Below are 21,086 nucleotides of genomic sequence, written 5' to 3'. Positions count from 1 at the left end.
TGGAATTGAGCCACTTTTTATCGACAGTGGCGATTCGCCCGGTACGCACTTGCTTTATGCGAGAGATACGACATTACTATTATGATGTATAAACTTTTATTGGACACCCTATGAGCCATTTCCGCCCTGTTGAGTTAAGACATGCCAGCCGTTTACTGAATCATGGCCCGACGATCCTTATCACCAGCAAGGACGAAAAAAGCGGCCGTCGCAATGTGATGGCAGCAGCGTGGTCGATGCCCGTGGAGTTTGATCCGCCGCGTATTGCTATTGTGGTGGATAAAAGCGCATGGTCACGCGAGCTTATCGAGCGTAACGGCACCTTTGGCATCGTGGTGCCGGGGGTTGCTGCCACCAACTGGACTTATGCCGTTGGCAGCACGTCCGGGCGCGATGAGGATAAATTTAACAGCTACGGCATCCCAACCGTTAATGGTCCGGTCCTGGGGTTGCCCATGATTGAGGAAAAGTGTCTGGCGTGGATGGAGTGCCGCCTGCTGCCGGAAATCAATGCCGCCGAAAAATACGACACATTGTTTGGCGAAGTCGTCTCTGCCGCCGCTGATGGCAATGCTTTTATCGAAGGGCGCTGGCTGTTTGACGATGATAAACGCAATACGCTGCATCATCTTGGCGCGGGAACGTTCGTCACCAGCGGAAAGCTGGTGCGCGCGCTGGATTAACCTGCAGAACGTTTCGCCGGATAGCCACTGCCACCCGGCGAAGCATTACATGCTGTAACCCGGCTTTTTAATAAGCTCATTCATGTGCGGGCCAATCTGGCTATCCCAGACTTCTTTCCACGCTTCTGGCTGAACCTGCGTCCAGGCGACACTCACGGAACTGTTTTTGCTGTGCAGATGACGGATGATCACCTCGGTAATATCCGCAGCCAGCGCTTCGGTCTCTTCGGCGTTCAGTTCATGAGGAAAACTTTTGATATCAACGTGTGGCATAGCAGGCTCCTTATTATAAGAGGTTTAAAGCTACCACAGGTACGGCGGGCGGGTTGTTAAATTGTGCGTTTAGAGCCGCAAAAGCGGTGGTAGAAATCACAACGAATACCCCGAAATCATCGCCAGGATATCCTGTTCTTCACTGTACTTACCGCGTAATGCAGGAAGTTGTTTCTCCGCCTTTGAACAGTGCTCGTCGACACCGGCTTTTATCTCTTTCTGCTGTTGCTCCGGAAGTGACGGGTCCCACTCTCCGGCCAGATGCTGGCATATTTCGGCCTCATCGATAAAACGCTGAACATCCTGAGGAACAGCCGTTTCGCTTTGCGCACTGAAGGCAGTCAGAAGCATGACGGCAAGTGAGAGTGATCGATATGATTTCATTGTTGTGACATCCTATCCTGAATGAATAGACGACGCTATGACGCGTTCCTGCGAGACCCTACCTTAACCGTACTTCCCCTTACGCGTTTATGATTTAGATTAATTTATTATCACGCAGCACCTGCTGGAGATCGCCTCGCTGGTAGACGGCGTCGGCCACCGACACTAACCCTGGCGTGTTGAGCTCAAACCACGGGCGTCGCGGGCCCCAGGTCATCATCACCGCGATATAGCAATCGAGCAATGTGATTTCACTACCCAGCGCGTAGGGCTGAGCGCTTAGCTGTGTTTCCAGCCAACAATAAAGAGACTTGCGGTATTCAATACAGTTTTCTTTTAACTGCTCCGAGGCTTCGGCTGCCCAACGCTCGGGATAATCAGCATAGGTGAAAGTGGGATATACATTGGCGACCAGCCAGATAAGCAGACGCTGGAACTGTTGCCTTTCAGCTCGACCAATTGGCGGCGCAAGATCAGGGCAACGATCGAGCACCATCAGGGCAATAGCCGCCGTTTCGGTCATGATTTCGCCGTTTTCCAGTTCCAGCGTTGGCACCTGACAAAGCGGATTGCGCACTTTCAGTAACTCGCGCTTCGGCCCCGGGTGATCGAAACCATCAACATCAATAAAGGTGTAGGGAATTTTCGCGAGTGTGAGCATCAGTTCGCTGATAGCGGAACCCCAGCCCGGTACACCGTAGAGCGTTATCATGCTGCCTCCACTTTTGGGGAAAGGGATAAGTGTAGTGCAACAGGTGAAAGTGATGATAAACGATGTCTACGCCGACTCTCGCTCAATGAGTTCAAACCCTAAATCCAGAATCGTTTCATCGCGCGTGACATGCTCGATACGATCGGCCAACAGTATCGCCGCACGTTCACCGATCCCGCGTCGGTCAACGCTTACCGTGGTGATTGCCGGACGATTAAACGCGGCAAAATCAAGATCGCCAAATCCCATTACCGCGATATCCTGAGGTATACGTACCCCGCGGGATTCCGCTTCCATGATGGCCCCCTGCGCCAGCGTGTCAGAACTACAAACAATGATATCGAATTCGCTTTCGGCTAAAAGCTGGCTCAACCCGCTACGCCCGAGCGCCAGCGAAGCGGGGAGCGGAACATCGACTTGCGGCGGTTCGTCAATGTTATGACGCCTCAATACCTCGCATAAACCGTGCTTACGTTGTGCGGCACGGCGATCGGCGGTCCACAGTAATCCAGGACGTCGGTAGCCTTTCTTTATGAGATATTCCCCCGTCGCCTGACCGACCTTTTCATGGGAAAATCCCACCAGCATATCCAACGGCGTGGGGGTGAGATCCCAGATTTCTACCACCGGAATAGCAGCATTAAGAATCACCTTTTTAAGTTCCGTGGTGTGATGAATACCGGTGAGCACCACGCCATCCGGGCGACGAGAAAGCAGCGTTGCCACCAGTTCGGCTTCCGTTTGCTGCGTATAACCCGCTACGCACAGCAGAATGTGATAACCGCGCTGGGCCAGGGTATCGCTCAACGATTGAATGGTATCAACAAACATATTGTTGTTAATTTGCGGCACCACAACGGCAATGAGTTTGCTACGCCGTGATGCCAGTCCGCCAGCAAGTGCATTCGGGATATACCCCGTGGCACGCACCGCCTGCATCACTTTTTCGACCGTTTTTGGCCTCACCAACTGCGGCGTATTGAGCGCCCGGCTTACCGTCATTGAGGACAATCCGGCAGCACGCGCGACGTCTTCGAGCGTTGGCGCACGGGGTGTTTCGGGACGTTTCAATGTGGTTAGTCCTGCCTCAGAGGATAATGTTGAATATGCATTATTCATGATGTTCCCCGCTATTACCAGACGGCCTCATTCCTGTCTCAGCAAAAACAACCGCTTAGAGAATAACATTAATTACAAAATGTTAGCGATATCATTATGCATTGTGCAGTTCCACAAAGCGGCCTGGAATGTGACATCAATACCACGATATTCCCTTTTTAGTCACACTATTGTGATCATTTGTTCAAATTTAACCCAATCCTCTGGCCTGTTAAAAAATGCCAGGATACAAATGTTAGCGCAAACATTTATTTATCAGGAGACATTTATGACCTTTAGCGCAAATTCCGAGTCAGTGACCTACGCGAAAGCGGCCAACAGTAAAACCGCTGCAGAAACGGGTGACCGTATTGAATGGGTCAAGCTTTCATTGGCCTTCCTGCCACTTGCCACCCCGGTTAGCGACGCAAAAGTACTTACCGGACGCCAGAAGCCGCTGACCGAGGTGGCAATTATCATCGCCGAAATTCGCAGTCGCGATGGCTTCGAAGGCGTTGGTTTTAGCTATTCCAAACGCGCTGGCGGCCAGGGTATTTACGCGCATGCCAAAGAAATTGCCGACAACCTATTGGGTGAAGATCCCAACGATATCGATAAGATTTACACCAAACTACTGTGGGCCGGGGCATCCGTTGGCCGAAGTGGCATGGCCGTTCAGGCCATCTCCCCTATCGATATTGCCCTGTGGGATATGAAAGCAAAACGTGCGGGATTACCGCTGGCGAAACTTTTGGGCGCACATCGCGATTCAGTACAGTGCTACAACACCTCAGGCGGTTTCCTGCATACGCCGCTGGATCAGGTCCTTAAGAACGTGGTGATTTCACGTGAAAACGGCATTGGTGGTATCAAACTGAAAGTCGGCCAGCCAAACTGCGCGGAGGATATCCGCCGTCTGACCGCCGTACGTGAAGCGCTGGGCGATGATTTCCCGCTGATGGTCGATGCCAATCAGCAGTGGGATCGCGAAACCGCCATTCGTATGGGCCGAAAAATGGAACAGTTCAATTTAATCTGGATTGAAGAGCCGCTTGATGCCTATGACGTGGAGGGCCACGCACAGCTTGCCGCCGCGCTGGATACGCCTATCGCTACCGGTGAAATGTTGACCAGCTTCCGCGAGCATGAACAGCTGATTCTGGGCAATGCCAGTGATTTTGTTCAGCCGGATGCGCCGCGCGTAGGGGGAATTTCTCCGTTCCTTAAGATTATGGATCTCGCCGCTAAACATGATCGCAAGCTGGCGCCGCATTTCGCGATGGAAGTGCATTTACATCTTTCCGCGGCCTATCCACTGGAGCCGTGGCTGGAGCATTTCGAGTGGTTGAACCCGCTGTTTAATGAACAACTAGAACTGCGGAATGGCCGGATGTGGATTTCCGATCGCCACGGTCTGGGTTTCAGCCTCAGCGAGCAGGCCCGTCGCTGGACGCAGCTCTCCTGTGAGTTCGGAAAACGTCCGTAATTTTCGGGCGGGTTATCCCGCCCTCCTTCCCTACAACATTCTCTCGCAACCCTGAAAAAGGAGTGGGTGATGAATACAATAATAAAACGTACCAATGTCCGTTACAGCATTTTGATATTTCTGTTTTTAGCAACCGTATTTAACTATGCCGATCGCGCAACACTATCCGTTGTCGCACCGATTATGAGTAAAGAGCTGGGATTTGACCCGGAATCAATGGGCCTCGCATTTTCTGTATTTGGGATTTCCTACGTCATCATGCAACTGCCCGGTGGCTGGCTGTTAGATCGTTACGGCTCACGTTTGGTTTACGGTTGCGCATTAATCGGCTGGTCTTTGGTAACGATGTTTCAGGGCACCATTTATCTTTATGCCAGCCCGCTCATTGTACTGGTTTTGCTGCGCTTAATGATGGGTGCAATTGAAGCACCGGCCTTCCCGGCAAACAGTCGTTTAAGCGTGCAGTGGTTTCCAAACAATGAACGCGGATTCGTCACCTCGGTGTATCAGGCGGCGCAGTATATTTCATTGGGCATTATTACGCCGTTAATGACCATCATTCTGCACAACCTGAGCTGGCATTATGTGTTCTATTACATTGGTGCGATTGGCGTTTTGCTGGGCATATTCTGGCTGGTAAAAGTGAAAGATCCGCTGCAACATCCCAAGGTAAATCAGCAGGAACTTGATTATATTCGCGAGGGCGGCGGTGAGCCGACTCTGGGTAGTAAAAAAGAACAACACAAACTAACGCTGGCGCAAATCAAAAGCGTGTGCGTAAACCGAATGATGATTGGCGTTTACATCGGACAGTTCTGCGTGACATCCATTACCTGGTTTTTCCTGACCTGGTTTCCGACCTATTTGTATCAGGCTAAGGGAATGTCGATTCTTAAAGTTGGGTTTGTTGCCAGTATCCCCGCGATCGCAGGGTTCATCGGCGGATTAATGGGGGGCGTTTTCTCTGACTGGCTACTTAAACGCGGTTACAGCCTGACGACCGCGCGGAAATTCCCGGTTATCTGTGGCATGCTGCTTTCGTGCGTTATTATTGTCGCCAACTACACGTCTTCGGAATTTGTGGTGATTGCGGCCATGAGCCTGGCCTTCTTTGCCAAAGGATTTGGTAATCTGGGCTGGTGCGTGTTGAGCGATACCTCGCCTAAAGAGGTGTTAGGTATTGCGGGTGGCGTTTTCAATATGTGTGGTAATCTCGCGAGCATTGTGACGCCACTGGTGATTGGCGTGATCCTCGCGAATACCCAATCTTTTGATTATGCGATTCTGTATGTTGGCTCAATGGGGCTTATCGGCCTGGCTTCGTATTTGTTTATTGTCGGGCCACTGGATCGTATTACCCTTACGCCGTCTGCGGCGTAACCGAACCTGGCGATATATCGCCACCGCTACTCCGGTATGACTGTACTCCACCGGAGTGGCGTTTTTTAATCGCAGATTCAACGTTCCGCCCCTTCTTCATCTCCTTCCTTAATGGCTTTTCTGGTAAGAACATTGCCTGATGCGCTACGCTTATCAGGCCTACGAACTCCTGCAATATATTGAACAGGCAACATTTTGTAGGCCGGATAAGCGTAGCGCATCCGGCAAGAACAAAGCACACTTCGTCAGCAACCTGAAATGTTCAGGCTAACGTTAACACTCTTTATACTGTTCGTCTGTCACCTGCTCGAGCCAGGTGACCGGGCTGCCATTTTCTGCTTCAGCAATGGCGATATGGGTCATTGCCGTTTCAGCACTTGCGCCGTGCCAGTGTTTTACCTCCGGCGGGATCCACGCGATATCGCCCTGGTTCAGCACTTCTGGCGCTTTCCCCAACTCCTGTAGCCAGCCTCGGCCCTGCGTCACAATTAACGTCTGGCCCAATGGATGCGTATGCCAGGCGGTGCGTGCGCCGGGTTCAAACGTCACCGTTGCCCCACCCACTTTCGCGGGGGCTTCAGCCTGAAAAGGCGCATCGATTCTGACAGTACCGGTAAACCAGCTGTCCGGGCCTTTGACTGACGGCAGCGATCCACTACGAATAATTTTCATCGGTTTCTCCTTACGTTGTGCTTAATACCGTAGCGCATCCTGGCGATAAGTATTAGCCGGGCAAATATGAAAGGAGCCATGAACGGAATTCATAAATCGTTAAGTTTGCTGAATCGACGACAACCGCGCTGTGAGCAGCCCTGAGATCCTTCATCTATCTTTTGCGTCAATTTGGCGTTTTGTGTAGGATGCAGCGCCATGTTTGTCTTATCTCTGCATCAGAAACGTGAGAAAGACAGCATAATTTGCTATCCACGCAATCGTTTGTTATTGCACGGGGTAACAGGACATCCGTGAAGGATTTAGACAGGTAAGCAGGTATAAAATTAATGAATACAAAGCACAACACCACCGAGGAGCAGCGTGCGGCGAAACGCCGTTGGCTGAACTCCCACGAAGAGGGTTATCACAAAGCGATGGGCAATCGTCAGATCCAGATGATTGCTATCGGCGGCGCGATTGGTACCGGCCTGTTTCTCGGCGCGGGCGCACGTTTACAGATGGCGGGGCCGTCGCTGGCTATCGTCTATCTGGTGTGCGGCATCTTTTCTTTCTTTATATTGCGCGCATTGGGTGAACTGGTATTACACCGCCCTTCCAGCGGTAGTTTCGTATCTTATGCTCGTGAATTCCTCGGCGAAAAGGCCGCGTACGTCGCAGGCTGGATGTATTTCGTCAACTGGGCGATGACCGGGATCGTCGACATCACCGCCGTGGCCCTCTATATGCACTACTGGGGCGCGTTTGGCGATGTACCGCAATGGGTGTTTGCGCTGGGCGCGCTGGCGATCGTCGGCACCATGAACATGATCGGCGTGAAATGGTTCGCCGAAATGGAGTTCTGGTTCGCACTAGTGAAAGTGCTGGCCATCGTCGCCTTCCTGATTGTCGGCACGATTTTCCTCGGCAGCGGTAAGCCGCTTGACGGGAACGCCACCGGCTTCCATCTCATCACCGATAATGGCGGATTCTTCCCGCACGGCCTGCTGCCCGCGCTGGTGTTGGTTCAGGGCGTGGTCTTCGCCTTTGCTTCTATTGAACTGGTTGGCACCGCTGCCGGTGAAGCGAAAGATCCAGAGAACACCGTGCCGCGCGCGATCAATAGCGTTATCTGGCGTATCGGCCTGTTCTATGTCGGTTCTGTCGTGCTGCTGGTACTGCTGCTACCGTGGAACGCCTATCAGGCAGGCCAGAGCCCGTTTGTCACCTTCTTCTCAAAACTCGGCGTGCCGTATATGGGCGATGTGATGAACGTGGTGGTCCTGACTGCGGCGCTCTCCAGCCTGAACTCGGGCCTCTATTCAACCGGACGTATTCTGCGTTCGATGTCGATGGGCGGTTCCGCACCGAAGTTTATGTCCAAAATGAGCCGCCAGCACGTGCCTTACGCGGGGATTCTGGCGACACTCGGCGTCTATGTCGTCGGCGTATTCCTGAACTATCTGGTGCCGTCCCAGGTGTTTGAAATTGTCCTGAACGTGGCATCACTGGGGATTATTGCATCCTGGGCCTTTATCGTGGTCTGCCAGATGCGTCTGCGCAAAGCGATTAAAGAAGGTAAAGCGGCGGATATCAGCTTTAAGCTACCGGGCGCACCGTTCACCTCCTGGCTGACGCTACTGTTCCTGTTCAGCGTGCTGGTGCTGATGGCGTTTGATTATCCAAACGGTACCTACACCATTGGCTCAATTCCGGTGATTGCAGTACTGCTGGTTGCGGGTTGGTTTGGTGTACGTAAGCGCGTGCATGAGATTCATCGCTCGGCACCATAATTGATATAAGAGAATAAAAAAAAGCGGCTGATTAGCCGCTTTTTTTTATATTACAGCGCGATACGAATCACATCGTCCGGCTGAGTCGCTTCTTTCTCGCGAGTCGATTCCTGCTTCACGCTCACGTACAGGGTTTTGCCATCGCCAGAAAGCGCCAGGCTGTTCGGGAAGGTTGGCGTCTTGATGGTTTTGGTCACCTTGTAGGTTTTCGCATCAATCACCGTCACGGTACCCGCTTTACGTTGCGTCACGTAAACTTCATTACGGGCTGGGTTGTAGAGTACGCCCAGGGATTCTGGCGTATCGATAGTCGCCAGGACCTTACCAGATTTCAGATCAACCGCCAGCACTTGCGGTGCTTTAGAGTCGGTGATAAACGCACGCTGACCTGCGGTATCCAGGCTGATGTTGATATAGAAGTGTTCTTTGCCATCGTCCTGAAGTTTCTTACGCTCCAGCACTTTGTTGCTCGCGGTGTCGATAGTCACCAGCTCGCCGTCACCGTTGGTCACATACAGACGCTGCTTGTCTGCATCCACAGCCAGGCCAGTGCCCATTTTACCGGTATTTTCGATGGTCGCTTTCAGCGCCAGTTTCTCGCCGTCAATCGCCCAAACAACGCTCTCTTTACCTAGCCCGGTCACGTAAACGGTGTTGGTTTTCTCATCCACAGCCAGTTCACGCGTTGCCAGCGGGCGCACGGTTTCGCTGCGTTTGCGGTTATCAAGAACCAGACGGCCTTTCACATCGCCCGTTTTGGCGTCAATCGCCGTCACAGTGCTGTTGGTGGTATTGCCAAACCACAGGGTCTGGGTCTGGTTATTAATCGTGGCGCCGAACGGTTTTAAATCGTTATGGATAATCTGGGTTACTTCCAGCGTCACCGGGTCGAGACGGTAAACGATGCCGCCTTTATCGAGTTTACGGCTCTGTGATGTAGCCAGCCAGAGCGCATTTTCCTGCTGGCTATAGGCCATTTCATAAGCCCCTTTGCCGACCGCTTTGCGCAGCATCTCGTCGGCGGCATGGGCGCTAAAGCTGCCCGCCAGTAACAGAGTGCTCAGTAATAACGAACGACGCAGACGCGGTGCGGACAATTGACGTAATGACATGACGACTCCCTTTGATGGACCAATATGTTACTGCTTCACAAGGCTTCTTAACTTCATCGCGTCATTGCACGACGTTTTATAGATGCGAATAGTAATCATTAATTGACGCAAAGTGGAGTCTTAATTCCCTGTCCCGGGCAAAAAATTTCACCTTTCGACATCATGTTTAACGCAAAGTGCCACTAAAGTTTTCAATGTGTTTACATAAGTATTAACATGACCAGGATATGTTCCATTTGGTTCGTCTTGCGGGTTTCTAATGAAAATCATAAATGTACATTCAGCATCGCTTCCGGCGCTTCTCTTACCGCTCATTTTCTCGCCTGCCCTTTTTGCAGCCGATGAGCAAACGATTATCGTCACCGCGGCTCCACAGACCTTGTCAGAACTGGATACCCCAGCTGCCGTGAGCGTGGTCGATGGCGAGGAAATGCGTCACGCCACCCCGCGCGTTAATCTCTCCGAGTCTCTTGGCGCAGTACCGGGTTTACAGGTGCAAAATCGCCAGAACTACGCGCAGGATCTTCAGCTGTCGATTCGCGGTTTTGGTGCGCGTTCAACATTTGGCGTACGCGGGCTGCGTCTCTACGTTGACGGCATTCCCGCCACTATGCCAGATGGTCAGGGGCAGACCTCTAATATTGATATCAATAGCGTCGAAAGCATTGATGTCCTGCGCGGACCCTTCTCGGCGCTGTACGGGAACTCTTCCGGCGGTGTGATTAACGTCAACACGCAAACCGGGCAGCAACCAGGGACGATAGAAGCCAGCAGCTATTACGGTAGTTTTGGTAGCTGGCGATATGGTCTGAAAGCCTCCGGCGCCGTAGGTGACGGCACGCAGGCGGGCGACGTCGATTACACCGTTTCCACCAGCCGCTTTTCGACGCATGGCTATCGCGATCGTAGCGGCGCCCAGAAAAATCTCGCTAACGCTAAACTGGGTGTGCGCATTGATGACGCCAGCAAACTGACGCTGCTGTTTAACAGCGTCGATATTAAAGCCGACGATGCAGGCGGTCTAACCGAAAGCGAATGGCGCGATAACCCGCAGCAGTCACCCCGCGCTGAGCAGTACCACACCCGCAAAACCATCAAGCAAACTCAGGCAGGCTTACGCTACGATCGTCAGTTAACGGAAAACGATGATCTGAGCATGATGCTCTACGCCGGTGAGCGCGAAACCACGCAGTACCAATCGATTCCCGACACGCCACAAATTAATAACCCGAAGCACGCAGGTGGCGTGATTGAACTGACCCGCCATTATCAGGGTATTGATACCCGCTGGACGCACCGGGGCGAACTGCTGGTGCCGGTGACCTTCACCACCGGGCTCGATTATGAAAACATGAGCGAACAGCGCAAAGGGTATGAAAACTTTGTGATGAATGGCAGCACGCCGGAGTATGGTCAGAAAGGCGATTTGCGCCGCAACGAACGTAACCTGATGTGGAACCTCGACCCCTACCTGCAAACACAGTGGCAATTGACGGATAAACTGAGCCTGGATGCCGGGGTACGCTATAGTTCAGTTTGGTTTGATTCCAACGATCGCTACATTACCCCTGAGAATGGCAACGACAGCGGCGACGCGAATTATCACAAATGGTTGCCCGCTGGTTCTCTGAAGTACGCCATCACCGACGCATGGAATGTCTATCTTTCTGCCGGACGCGGTTTTGAAACGCCGACCATCAACGAGCTTTCTTATCGCTCAGATGGGAAAAGTGGTTTGAATTTCGATCTTAAACCCTCGACCAATGACACCGTCGAAATTGGCAGTAAAACCCGTATCGGCAACGGGTTGCTCTCAGTTGCCCTCTTCCAGACCAACACTGACAACGAGATTGTCACCGATGCCCACAGCGGCGGGCGTACCAGCTATAAAAATGCCGGTAAAACGCGCCGTCAGGGTGCAGAACTATCGCTTGATCAACGCTTTGCTGAGAACTGGCGTGCGAAAGCCGCGTGGACCTATCTGGATGCTACCTATCGTACCAACGTCTGCGACGACACCAACTGTAACGGAAACCGCATGCCGGGCATCGCGCGTAATATGGGATTTGCCTCACTGGGATATGAACCAGAAAGCGGCTGGTATGCCGGGGGCGATATTCGTTATCTGAGCGATATCATGGCCAATGATGAAAATACCGCCAAAGCGCCATCGTGGACGGTTGTTGGCCTGAACACAGGCTATAAATTCAACATCGGCAAGGTGAATATGGACGTCTTTGGTCGCGTGGATAACCTGTTTGACCGCGAGTATGTCGGCTCAGTCATCGTTAACGAATCAAATGGCCGCTACTACGAACCCGCTCCGGGGCGTAACTACGGTGTGGGTTTAAACGTGGGCTGGACCTTCGAGTAAGCACCCCAACCCTCGTCCCGGCGGGATGAGGGTTCTTTCATCTATATTTAATATTCGCTAAATTTAACACTTCATTATTAATCAACACTAATTAATACCTGAAATTAATTAATGTATTGCTGCTGCAATAATGCCCCGCTTTCATCTATAACTTCACACATAGCATCATAACTTTCTACCTGTGCGCCTTTCGCTAACGCCAAAAGCAATGAGCGATAAAACTCACGCTGATAGAATTGTTCATCCGCGTGCGGGTATAAATAATTGAAGCTGGGCCCAATGCGAACCCAGAGTTGCTCAATTAGCGCCGTTAATGTCGGCATTTCAGCAAATTCATAGAGGCGAAAACGAAACTGATAATTTGACTGTAACGTTTTAGCGATGTCGCCGCTGCTTTTAATTGAGTGAAACTCTTCGACTAATCGCTGTAATTGACTTACTTTTTCTATGGTCATTTTTTCAGACGCTGCCGCTGCCGCCATACCTTCCAGCTTCTTCCGGATTATCTGAATTTCATTATAACGCTCCAGATTAAGCTCCGGGACTAAAAATGCCTGTGCAGGGGCCGCGTACAGCGCGCCGGACGAGACCAGACGCAGCAAGGCCTCACGTACGGGCGTAATACTAATTCCCTGGCTTTCAGCGATATCTTTCGTCACCAGGCGCGCGCCGGGTTTTAGCGCGCCAATAATTAATGCATTTTTTAAATTTTGTTCTACCTGTTGAGTCAGACTCAATCTTTGCGCTTTGGCAAAATCAAACATAATAATGGTCGCTCTCATCGTCATGACCCAACACAGGGCCATATCTCAAATACGGTTATTGACTACCTGACAGTGTTGCATTTCCTGATGATGGCGAGAGAATGAATTTCTAAATGTCATGCTTTTGACTGAGCGTTTTATATCAACGCTTCTGTTACACTATATTAAAGCGGTTTATGATATTTTTGCACGAAAAAAAACGGCGTATTGACTACGCCGTTTCAATCTTTACTAATCGTTAGCGAGGCGAATAACGACTTTGCCGAAATTTTCCCCTTTTAACAGGCCGATTAACGCCGCAGGCGCATTCTCCAGGCCATCAATAATTTGTTCACGGTATTTTATTTTCCCTTCCTGCACCCAGCGGCCCATCTCCTCCTGAAACTCGCCGATGCGATGGCCATAGTCCTGGCCAATGATAAAGCCCTGCATGCGGATCCGTTTTTTCAACAAAGTGCCCATCAGCAGCGGCAGTCTGTCGGGGCCATCAGGAAGGTCAGTAGCGTTATAACCGCTCACCAGGCCACATACCGGCACGCGTGCCGACGTATTCAACAGGGGCAATACGGCATCAAAAACCTTACCGCCTACGTTTTCGTAGTACACATCAATCCCTGCCGGACAGGCGCTGGCAAGCTGTTCGGCAAAATCCTCCGCCCGATGATCGATACAGAGATCAAACCCCAGTACCTCCACCGCATGACGGCATTTCTCTGGCCCGCCCGCAATACCCACCACGCGGCAGCCTTTTAGTTTACCGATTTGCCCCACCGTCGCCCCAACCGGGCCCGTGGCGGCAGCCACCACCAACGTTTCACCCGCCTTAGGCTGGCCGATATCGAGCAGCCCCATATAAGCGGTAAAACCTGGCATGCCGAGAATACCGAGTGACCAGGAAGGATGCTCCGGCGCATCGCCAAGCTTCACCAGCCCTTCACCGTTGGATACATCATAGCTTTGCCAACCGCTGTAACCCAGTACCCATTCACCCGCTTTAAAGTTCGGATGACGCGATTGCTCTACCCGGCTAACGGTGCCGCCCACCATCACCGCACCCAGTTCGACCGGCGGTGAGTAAGATGGCGCATCGCTCATTCGCCCACGCATGTAGGGATCGAGTGAAAGATAGATTGTGCGTAGCAGCACTTCGCCCTCTGCGGGTTCAGGAACATTTGCCTCTTCAAGGCGGAAATTATCAGCCACCGGCTCACCGTGCGGACGTGATGCCAGAACCCAGCGACGCTGACGTAATGTGTCTTTGGTCATAACCTGTGCCTTTGTTTGAAAACCTGTACAGAGCGTAGCGTTGATTCACACTTTACGTTTAACAATATGCGGCGCATCAGGCCGGAGGCGTGTTGAGCCTTACCACCAGATACGTACAGGCTTCTTTCGTCTCATTAACAAACCGGCAGTCGTTTGGCGGCCCCAGCTCCAGACAATCACCCGCCTTCATCTCATGGCGCGTATCGCCCTCGACAAAAACCAGCTCGCCTTTCGTCAGCCAGATTAACTGCCGCGCCAGGGCATAAGCCGAGGCTGGCATCGGGATATCGCTGCCCGCAGGCAGTTCAATTTGGACGAGATCAATCGGCATATCGCTGCGTGGTGAAACATGACGACGCAAATAATCCGTTTGCGGATCGTGCCAGACTGGCTGATCCGCAAAGCGCAGCAGTTTGCCCTCCTGCATTTCGGCTCGCGCAATCAGCGTCGACATGCTAATACCAAAAGCACCAGACAAACGTGCCAACAGCGCCGCCGTCGGGCTGCTCTCGCCGCGTTCGATTTTATGGATCATGCCGCGAGAGACGCCCGCACGCTCGGTGAGATCGCTTAATGACCAGCCGCGTGATTCACGTTCGATACGAATTCTTGCACCGATCCGTTGATTTAAATTGTCTTCAATAGTATTCATATCGTTATACTATAGTGAACATTCTCTGAGGTTCAAGTCATGAGCATTCGTTTTGCGACGAAAGAAGATTGCGCGGCGATCGCCGAAATCTATAACCATGCCGTCGTGCATACCGCGGCTATCTGGAACGATAAAACCGTTGATACCGACAACCGTATCGCCTGGTTCGAAGCCCGTCAGTTCGCCCATTTCCCGGTGCTGGTGAGCGAAGAAAACGGCGTGGTGACCGGCTACTCTTCCTATGGCGACTGGCGAGCTTTCGATGGTTTCCGCCATACGGCGGAGCATTCAGTGTACGTTCATCCGGATCATCAGGGAAAAGGTCTTGGCCGAGCGTTGCTGACAGCGTTGATTGAAGAAGCGCGCCGTCGTGGCAAGCACGTCATGGTGGCGGGTATTGAGGCGCAGAACTCCGCGTCTTTGCATCTGCATGAAACCTTAGGGTTCATCACTACCGGGCAGATGCCGCAAGTCGGCACAAAATTTGGCCGCTGGCTGGATCTCACCTTCATGCAGCTACAGCTGGATAACCGCACCGATCCGGATGGAAAAGCATGAACAGCACCCTCACCTTAGCGTTTCTGGTTGCCGCTGGCATTGGCCTGGTGATTCAGAATACGCTCATGGTGCGCATCACTCAGAGCTCCTCGACTATTCTGATCGCCATGCTGCTGAATTCGCTGGTCGGCATCGTGCTGTTTGTCAGTATTCTGTTGGTGAAGTACGGGCTGGCGGGCGCGAGTGAGCTGGTATCTGCGGTAAAGTGGTGGACATTGATTCCGGGCCTGCTGGGGTCGTTTTTTGTTTTTGCCAGTATCAGCGGCTATCAATACGTGGGCGCGGCGACAACTATTGCGGTGCTGGTCGCCAGCCAGTTGATTGGCGGGCTGGTGATGGATATCGTGAAAACTGAGGGAATTGCGTGGCGAGCGCTAATCGGCCCGGTGTGCGGTGCAATAATGCTGGTGGTCGGCGCCTGGCTGGTGGCCAGACGCCAGTTTTGAGCGTTACAGAATGGTGCCGCTACGGGTGAGTTGGTCGCGACGCGCCTCCTCATCCTCTTTATGCTGGCGACCATGATGCGCAATCGCTGTACGCAAGCGCTGCTGCTGCGTATAGCGATCGTCCCGGCTAAGCTCCGCATCATCGCTGAGCACCACCAGCAGTTCATTCATATGAGCGATCACACTCTCATCAATCGCGGCGTCAACCCGCGTAATGACCTCATCCAGATGTGACATACAAACTCCTTAATTGATTTTCGTTTTCGAAAAATCACTGCCCATCAGGCTGACGCTGTACCCCGTCACGTTACTGCGCGTCGCGTAGAACGTTTTTCCGTTCGCCAGCGCGATCCACGGCGCTTGCTGGAAGTAAATCTCCTGCGCCTGACCATAGAGCGCAGCGCGTTTTGCCGGATCGCTTGCGAGCAGTGCTTTTTTCACGAGCCCATCATACTCTTTATTACACCAGCGCGCGGCATTGGAGCCGGATTTAATACTGCCGCAACCCAGCAGCGTGCCGGCAAAGTTGTCCGGATCGCCATTGTCCGACATCCAGCCAAACAGCGCGGTATCATGCTCGCCTTTGCGCATCCCTGACAGATATTCGCCCCACTCATACGACACAATTTTGGCTTTTACGCCCACTTTCGCCCAATCGCTTTGGATCATTTCCGCGATACGCCGCGAATTTGGGTTATACGGGCGCTGTACCGGCATCGACCATAACGTCGCTTCAAAGCCTTTCTCCAGCCCTGCCTGTTTAAGTAGTGCTTTCGCTTTTTCCGGGTCGTAAGTGTAGTCCTTCAGATTCTTGTCAAAGCCCAGCATATTCGGCGGGATCGGCGACTTCGCGACCGTACCAGAATCCAAAAATACGGCCTTGATAATAGCCTGCTTGTCGGTAGCGTAGTTCAGCGCCTGACGCACCAGCACATTATCAAACGGTTTTTTCTCGGTATTAAATGCCAGATAACCCACGTTAAGCGCATCGACTTTATGCAGGGTCAGATCTTTATTCTTGGTAATTTCCGCAAACTGGACCGGCGACGGCGCCGGGATAATCTGACACTCGTTGGTTTGCAGTTTTGCCAGACGGGTTTGGACATTTGGCGTGATAGAGAAAATAAGGTGTTTCGTTGGCACTTCGCCATCCCAATAGTTCGGGTTGGCAATGTAGCGAATGAGCGAGTCAACTTTGTACTGTTGCAACGCATACGGCCCGGTGCCAATCGGCCAGTTATCGACGTTATCCGGGGTGCCCTTCTTCAGCATTGCATCGGCATATTCAGCGGAAAGTATCGACGCGAAATCCATCCCCCAGTCAGCCAGAAACGCGGCGTTCGGTTCATTAAGGACAAACTGAACGTGATAATCATCGACCTTTTTCACCTCTTTAATGAGCGAATCCAGGCCAACATCGTGGAAATATTCATAGCGGCCCTGCGAGACATTATGGTACGGATGATCGGCGTCTTTCTGGCGCAGCACAGAGAACACCACATCATCAGCGTTAAAGTCGCGGGTGGGTTTGAAGAATTTATTACTGTTGAATTTCACTCCCTGACGCAGGGTAAACGTATAGGTCAACCCGTCCGGTGAAATTTCCCACTCGGTTGCCAGCGACGGTATCGGCGTATTCTTCACCGGATCAAAATTGATCAAACGGTTATACAGCACCTGTGAACTGGCGACGAATGACGGGCCGGAACTGGCAATTTGCGGGTTAAAAGATTCAGGTGACGCTTCTGAACAGTAAATCAGCGTGTCGTTGTTCGCGGACCACGCCGCGCTTGCCGGTAATAATGCACTCAGCGCCAGCGCGAGAAGTGTTTTCCCTGTAGACATGGTTATAAGCCTTTCGATTTTATTATATGGGGTTTAATAACAGCACAGGGGGCGCAAACTGGCAAATAACCAGAAACCATAAGGCATAAACTTTCGAACTATCAATGCGTTAATATACAAATTCATGAAATGCGCGGTTAGATTTTCCCCACACCGCGCATTTACATTTTAATCTTTATTTTTCAATGGATTACCAATTTTCCTGAGATAACGCTCCGCAAATATACTGGTCGCATAATCATTAAGGTGCCCGACATCACGATACAAAGGGATACCGTCAATTTCAGTATCACAGCGCTGACCGTCGCATTGTACCCTTTTCGGGTCAATAATGATTAACTGCGGAAATTCTTGCTGTAACGAGTCAAACATTTTAGTGGTCCACCACTGAGCATCATTTACCTGCGCATGCGGGTTGCACTCATTTTCTGAATAAGCCCGACGTGTTTTAAAATGCTCATAAAAACAGGTCAAAAAACCAGCTGGCATTGGCGCCATAGTTTTGACAATGACAGGTGTAGCGCCAGAGGCTATGATTCGTTTGATCCCCACTCGTGCTGCCTTGTTGATGCGTTCAATCGATAAATCACGTGACTTTTTATCATCCGGATGTTCGTAAATATTAAAACTCGCATAGTTTTCCCATACTTCAGAAATGATGACAAAAGCGTAATTACCGGAATCAATCGCCTTGTAGTATTCATTAACATTATCGTGGCATTGCTGGTACGGCATATCTGGATAATTCCAAAAGTCGTACTGATAAATCCCAGGAAATGCAAGACATAAAGAGGTCGATTTAACATCCACAGCAAGGTTAGCGTCTTTTCCCAGGCGGTCAAAGAAATTCCAGTATTGATTCGAATGAGAATCGCCCATCAATAAAACGCGATTCGCTGAAGTTTTATCACCAACAATGCATTTGGCATCCGTTCCCTTTACATTTATATTCATGCACTCCTCACGCTGTTTCAAACGTGATTCATCCAATGTCTTATTGACTCTTGCCATTTCAGAACCAAAACGCAAACTGCTAAACTGGTCGTTATGTTTCACCACGCTATAAATTCCATAGAAAAGTATATAAGGAACAATGACCAGTAGCAGAAGTGATTTCAATAATGGGGTTTTACTCTTACGATATGGCATCTCAACATAAAAATAGGTGAGTGATGCCAGCGCAAAGGATAATGCTACTGCCAGTGTGCGGGCCAGCATACTCTCGTACCCAACATAATGCAGCGCTGCCAGTAGCGGCCAATGGAAGAGATACAACGAGTACGATATTTCTCCGATATAAACCAGCGGCTTAGTTGAGGTCAATTTTGCATAGAGTGTTTCTTTTTCAGTTGCGCCCCAGGCAAGTAACACGGCCGAACTCATGGCAACAGCCCATGCCCAATAATTAGGATAGGCCTTGAGGATATCTTCTTTTGTGGCAACAAAAATAATAACCATCAGTGCCACAACTGTTATTACCGTCTGCCACTGATTCTTTAAGACACTTTTCCGTTTAGACATCTCATAGGCCAACACACCCAACATAAACTCGAAAATGCGAGAGAGAAAAGCATAGTATGTTTGGACAGGATGTTTTACCCCGAAGATGAGTGAATAAGCAATGGCGATCAATGTAAATAAACAGATACCCAGAAACAACTTCTGCTTATTTAAAAACTTTACACACACGGTATAGATTAAAGGGAAAAACAGATACCATTGCCATTCAATTGACAATGACCACATATGCAGCAGCAACATTTTATCGGCATCAGGTGCTGCGTATCCAGTTGTTTCATGTGCGAAATATTGGTTCGCCGTTGCCTGAATAACTTTACGACTACTTTTCAGAAAGTCTGAATAGTCGTCCGGCAAATAAAAGACAGAGGCCACCAACAGCGAGAATAACAGCATCGTGAGCATTGCTGGCTGTAAACGCCATAGCCGTCTGGCATAAAACTGGCTAAATGAGAACGTGTTATTAACAATCGCTGTCTGAATGACCCCTGATATTAGAAACCCAGAGATCACAAAGAAAACATCAACGCCCACAAACCCTGATGGGAAAAGCGTAACCCCCGCATGAAAAAGAATGACTAATAAAACAGCAATCCCTCTCAACCCAACAATATCTGCTCGATAGTTCATAATCTGCCTGAAAAATGAATTTGCAGGCTAGATCATAACATATTGCAAATACTTTTTAAGTCGTCATTACAACACCAACTTCCTGCGCGTGTTGTTATACCGCTCACCCAATCCCACAGCAGGTTTTACTTAGGGCGCTGAAATTCAATACGCTGAGAATTGCCCATTTTAGCCCTCTCTTTCACCGTTTGGCCTGAAGCCCCCTTCTGTAAAGTAGATCGGTGAAGAAGTCTAAAGGGCAATAACGTGGCAAAAATTCTCTTACGCAGCGGAAATCTTGATGATTTTCAGGCGGTGGGTGGCGGCGGGCAAGCCGTGTTTGATTCGGCAAATCAGGTGCGCGAAACCCTTCGCCTGCGTAAACAATTCGCTGTATGCGACAGCCTGGCGGTTCCGCAGTTAAATGATGAAGGGGACCGCGTTGACTGGTACTCGCCTGTTGAAGGCAGCGTAGTCAGCTGGAACGCCGCCAGCACGGCTCAGCGCGAAAGTGCCCTGCGAGCTCTTGATGCGCTCCAGCAAACGGTGTGGGTGCTCTCCGGCAGTTGTCAGCAATCAGGTAAACCTGCACAACAGCTCTTCGGCGCGTTGCTGGAAAATACATTGCAGTTTCCGGGCGAGAACCATCTTTTTCTGGTGAATGACAAACCGGTTATTTGCTTCTGGGGATTTGTTAACCTCAACGAAAGCCCTCGTGGCGATGCTTTTGCTTGCCTGCGTATCGCTGAGCCAGAACCGCTCATTGAACATCTTCCTGCCGACGACTCGCCCACTGAACCGATGGTAGCCTTTGCTCAGGCCGATATTCCGCTACTTTACGAACAGGAATCGGCTTCCAATGTAGCCCCCATCACTCACCGCGCCGCCACGGCGCGAGGACGCTGGCGTTGGACGCTGCCCTTCGCGGCGGCACTCATTGTCGCGATAGCCGCCTCGCTGTTCTGGCCATCAGCGCCAGCGCCTATACTGGCGCATTCCCCGGCGGTTATCTCCCCAACATTGCCGACGCTAACCCGCGCTCTGCCCTTACAGCTCGCCAGCCATACGGAACAGCCAGCTCCGGTTAATAACATTGTACTGGCCCCCATTGCTAAAGATGTGCTGGTGATGGAACCCAACCAGCTCCGCGCCGGAACGACACGTTTCCTGAACGGCAACTGGCGGCTTTTACTTGAAATGAAAAATGCCCCATCGCTGCGCTATCAGATTGAAAACAACAAAGGTACGGCCCGTCTGGTACATGACGACAACATTATCTGCCGGGTCGCCCTGTTCGCCGGGTTGCATCAGAACGGCGAACTGCTGATTAAAAGTCGGGGTACGGCGCGCTGTAGCGATGGTTCTCGCTTCCCAATGCCAGAAATTAGCTGCAAAGCGAACACCTTTGATGTTGCCACCTGTACCGCGCGCTATAGCGCAGACAAGATCGTACCTGTCACCTTTAAGAAAATCGGAGCCTGA

Annotated in this window: 20 protein-coding genes; 8 read left to right on the top strand and 12 right to left on the bottom strand. The window is 51.2% G+C overall.

Going from position 1 to position 21,086, the window contains the following annotated elements; genetic code table 11:
• Positions 1-110: 110 nt before the first annotated feature.
• Positions 111-683 carry a flavin reductase family protein gene (locus ACWWFX_RS12635; RefSeq protein ID WP_276223909.1) on the top strand — a complete coding sequence of 191 codons (573 nt, stop codon included), beginning with the start codon at positions 111-113 and terminating at the stop codon, positions 681-683.
• A gap of 45 nt (positions 684-728) precedes the next feature.
• On the opposite strand, the gene pptA is transcribed toward ACWWFX_RS12635, so the two are convergent.
• From pptA to ACWWFX_RS12615, 4 genes are all read right to left on the bottom strand, one after another.
• Positions 729-956 carry a tautomerase PptA gene (pptA, locus tag ACWWFX_RS12630; protein ID WP_015964345.1) on the bottom strand — a complete coding sequence of 76 codons (228 nt, stop codon included), beginning with the start codon at positions 954-956 and terminating at the stop codon, positions 729-731.
• A gap of 96 nt (positions 957-1,052) precedes the next feature.
• On the bottom strand, positions 1,053-1,340 hold the full coding sequence (locus ACWWFX_RS12625) for a hypothetical protein (protein ID WP_276223915.1): 288 nt from the start codon (positions 1,338-1,340) through the stop codon (positions 1,053-1,055).
• A 94-nt stretch (positions 1,341-1,434) separates the two neighbouring features.
• Complete coding sequence (locus ACWWFX_RS12620; RefSeq protein ID WP_473223940.1) at positions 1,435-2,052, bottom strand: glutathione S-transferase family protein; 618 nt, start codon at positions 2,050-2,052, stop codon at positions 1,435-1,437.
• 66 nt (positions 2,053-2,118) lie between these two features.
• Positions 2,119-3,123, bottom strand: a complete 1,005-nt coding sequence (locus ACWWFX_RS12615; protein ID WP_473223939.1) for a LacI family DNA-binding transcriptional regulator — start codon at positions 3,121-3,123, stop codon at positions 2,119-2,121.
• A gap of 316 nt (positions 3,124-3,439) precedes the next feature.
• Here ACWWFX_RS12615 and ACWWFX_RS12610 point away from each other — a divergent pair, with 316 nt between their 5' ends.
• On the top strand, positions 3,440-4,636 hold the full coding sequence (locus ACWWFX_RS12610; protein ID WP_473223938.1) for an L-talarate/galactarate dehydratase: 1,197 nt from the start codon (positions 3,440-3,442) through the stop codon (positions 4,634-4,636).
• Positions 4,637-4,705: 69 nt separating this feature from the next.
• On the top strand, positions 4,706-6,016 hold the full coding sequence (locus ACWWFX_RS12605; protein WP_473223937.1) for an MFS transporter: 1,311 nt from the start codon (positions 4,706-4,708) through the stop codon (positions 6,014-6,016).
• A gap of 273 nt (positions 6,017-6,289) precedes the next feature.
• On the opposite strand, the gene ACWWFX_RS12600 is transcribed toward ACWWFX_RS12605, so the two are convergent.
• The gene (locus ACWWFX_RS12600) at positions 6,290-6,688 is read right to left on the bottom strand and encodes a (R)-mandelonitrile lyase (RefSeq protein ID WP_473223936.1); all 399 of its coding nucleotides are present in this window, start codon (positions 6,686-6,688) and stop codon (positions 6,290-6,292) included.
• A 329-nt stretch (positions 6,689-7,017) separates the two neighbouring features.
• Between ACWWFX_RS12600 and ansP the strand changes: the two genes are divergently transcribed.
• Positions 7,018-8,460 (top strand): L-asparagine permease, encoded by a 1,443-nt coding sequence (gene ansP, locus ACWWFX_RS12595; protein WP_231827196.1) that lies wholly within the window; start codon positions 7,018-7,020, stop codon positions 8,458-8,460.
• Between the two features lie 50 nt (positions 8,461-8,510).
• Here the strand turns inward: ansP and yncE are convergent, their stop codons facing one another.
• Positions 8,511-9,572 (bottom strand): 7-bladed beta-propeller protein YncE, encoded by a 1,062-nt coding sequence (gene yncE, locus ACWWFX_RS12590; protein ID WP_276220112.1) that lies wholly within the window; start codon positions 9,570-9,572, stop codon positions 8,511-8,513.
• Positions 9,573-9,831: 259 nt separating this feature from the next.
• Here yncE and pqqU point away from each other — a divergent pair, with 259 nt between their 5' ends.
• Positions 9,832-11,946: a TonB-dependent receptor PqqU gene (gene pqqU, locus ACWWFX_RS12585; protein WP_473223935.1), complete on the top strand. Its 2,115-nt coding sequence runs from the start codon at positions 9,832-9,834 to the stop codon at positions 11,944-11,946.
• 104 nt (positions 11,947-12,050) lie between these two features.
• Here the strand turns inward: pqqU and ACWWFX_RS12580 are convergent, their stop codons facing one another.
• The 3 genes from ACWWFX_RS12580 to ACWWFX_RS12570 all read right to left on the bottom strand — a co-directional run bounded on the left by ACWWFX_RS12580 (position 12,051) and on the right by ACWWFX_RS12570 (position 14,628).
• Positions 12,051-12,710: a GntR family transcriptional regulator gene (locus ACWWFX_RS12580; protein WP_276220128.1), complete on the bottom strand. Its 660-nt coding sequence runs from the start codon at positions 12,708-12,710 to the stop codon at positions 12,051-12,053.
• 231 nt (positions 12,711-12,941) lie between these two features.
• Positions 12,942-13,976, bottom strand: coding sequence for an NADP-dependent oxidoreductase (locus tag ACWWFX_RS12575; protein WP_473223934.1), 1,035 nt, complete (start codon positions 13,974-13,976; stop codon positions 12,942-12,944).
• 76 nt (positions 13,977-14,052) lie between these two features.
• A complete protein-coding gene (locus ACWWFX_RS12570; RefSeq protein ID WP_473223933.1) occupies positions 14,053-14,628 on the bottom strand; it encodes a helix-turn-helix domain-containing protein in 576 nt (191 codons plus the stop codon).
• A gap of 39 nt (positions 14,629-14,667) precedes the next feature.
• Here ACWWFX_RS12570 and ACWWFX_RS12565 point away from each other — a divergent pair, with 39 nt between their 5' ends.
• On the top strand, positions 14,668-15,186 hold the full coding sequence (locus ACWWFX_RS12565; RefSeq protein ID WP_473223932.1) for a GNAT family N-acetyltransferase: 519 nt from the start codon (positions 14,668-14,670) through the stop codon (positions 15,184-15,186).
• A complete protein-coding gene (locus tag ACWWFX_RS12560; RefSeq protein WP_276220107.1) occupies positions 15,183-15,632 on the top strand; it encodes a DMT family transporter in 450 nt (149 codons plus the stop codon). The genes ACWWFX_RS12565 and ACWWFX_RS12560 overlap by 4 nt, the downstream gene beginning before the upstream one ends.
• A 3-nt stretch (positions 15,633-15,635) precedes the next feature.
• On the opposite strand, the gene ACWWFX_RS12555 is transcribed toward ACWWFX_RS12560, so the two are convergent.
• The 3 genes from ACWWFX_RS12555 to ACWWFX_RS12545 all read right to left on the bottom strand — a co-directional run bounded on the left by ACWWFX_RS12555 (position 15,636) and on the right by ACWWFX_RS12545 (position 19,625).
• A complete protein-coding gene (locus ACWWFX_RS12555) occupies positions 15,636-15,869 on the bottom strand; it encodes a YdcY family protein (protein WP_473223931.1) in 234 nt (77 codons plus the stop codon).
• A 9-nt stretch (positions 15,870-15,878) separates the two neighbouring features.
• Entirely contained in the window at positions 15,879-17,477 is a 1,599-nt protein-coding gene (locus tag ACWWFX_RS12550) for an ABC transporter substrate-binding protein (protein ID WP_473223930.1), read from the bottom strand.
• 168 nt (positions 17,478-17,645) lie between these two features.
• The gene (locus ACWWFX_RS12545; protein WP_473223929.1) at positions 17,646-19,625 is read right to left on the bottom strand and encodes an acyltransferase family protein; all 1,980 of its coding nucleotides are present in this window, start codon (positions 19,623-19,625) and stop codon (positions 17,646-17,648) included.
• A 246-nt stretch (positions 19,626-19,871) separates the two neighbouring features.
• Between ACWWFX_RS12545 and ACWWFX_RS12540 the strand changes: the two genes are divergently transcribed.
• Positions 19,872-21,086, top strand: coding sequence for an SrfA family protein (locus ACWWFX_RS12540; protein ID WP_473223928.1), 1,215 nt, complete (start codon positions 19,872-19,874; stop codon positions 21,084-21,086).

Source organism: Pseudocitrobacter sp. 2023LY-00077, assembly GCF_055796175.1.
Note: the sequence above shows the minus strand (reverse complement) of the source record. Positions and strands in the feature narration are given on the sequence as shown.

Bases quoted from the DNA above. Each gene is read 5' to 3' on its own strand.
- ACWWFX_RS12635 (WP_276223909.1), top strand. From the start codon at position 111: ATGAGCCATTTCCGCCCTGTTGAGTTAAGACATGCCAGCCGTTTACTG.
- pptA (WP_015964345.1), bottom strand. From the start codon at position 956: ATGCCACACGTTGATATCAAAAGTTTTCCTCATGAACTGAACGCCGAA.
- ACWWFX_RS12625 (WP_276223915.1), bottom strand. From the start codon at position 1,340: ATGAAATCATATCGATCACTCTCACTTGCCGTCATGCTTCTGACTGCC.
- ACWWFX_RS12620 (WP_473223940.1), bottom strand. From the start codon at position 2,052: ATGATAACGCTCTACGGTGTACCGGGCTGGGGTTCCGCTATCAGCGAA.
- ACWWFX_RS12610 (WP_473223938.1), top strand. From the start codon at position 3,440: ATGACCTTTAGCGCAAATTCCGAGTCAGTGACCTACGCGAAAGCGGCC.
- ACWWFX_RS12605 (WP_473223937.1), top strand. From the start codon at position 4,706: ATGAATACAATAATAAAACGTACCAATGTCCGTTACAGCATTTTGATA.
- ACWWFX_RS12600 (WP_473223936.1), bottom strand. From the start codon at position 6,688: ATGAAAATTATTCGTAGTGGATCGCTGCCGTCAGTCAAAGGCCCGGAC.
- ansP (WP_231827196.1), top strand. From the start codon at position 7,018: ATGAATACAAAGCACAACACCACCGAGGAGCAGCGTGCGGCGAAACGC.
- yncE (WP_276220112.1), bottom strand. From the start codon at position 9,572: ATGTCATTACGTCAATTGTCCGCACCGCGTCTGCGTCGTTCGTTATTA.
- pqqU (WP_473223935.1), top strand. From the start codon at position 9,832: ATGAAAATCATAAATGTACATTCAGCATCGCTTCCGGCGCTTCTCTTA.
- ACWWFX_RS12580 (WP_276220128.1), bottom strand. From the start codon at position 12,710: ATGTTTGATTTTGCCAAAGCGCAAAGATTGAGTCTGACTCAACAGGTA.
- ACWWFX_RS12575 (WP_473223934.1), bottom strand. From the start codon at position 13,976: ATGACCAAAGACACATTACGTCAGCGTCGCTGGGTTCTGGCATCACGT.
- ACWWFX_RS12570 (WP_473223933.1), bottom strand. From the start codon at position 14,628: ATGAATACTATTGAAGACAATTTAAATCAACGGATCGGTGCAAGAATT.
- ACWWFX_RS12565 (WP_473223932.1), top strand. From the start codon at position 14,668: ATGAGCATTCGTTTTGCGACGAAAGAAGATTGCGCGGCGATCGCCGAA.
- ACWWFX_RS12560 (WP_276220107.1), top strand. From the start codon at position 15,183: ATGAACAGCACCCTCACCTTAGCGTTTCTGGTTGCCGCTGGCATTGGC.
- ACWWFX_RS12555 (WP_473223931.1), bottom strand. From the start codon at position 15,869: ATGTCACATCTGGATGAGGTCATTACGCGGGTTGACGCCGCGATTGAT.
- ACWWFX_RS12550 (WP_473223930.1), bottom strand. From the start codon at position 17,477: ATGTCTACAGGGAAAACACTTCTCGCGCTGGCGCTGAGTGCATTATTA.
- ACWWFX_RS12545 (WP_473223929.1), bottom strand. From the start codon at position 19,625: ATGAACTATCGAGCAGATATTGTTGGGTTGAGAGGGATTGCTGTTTTA.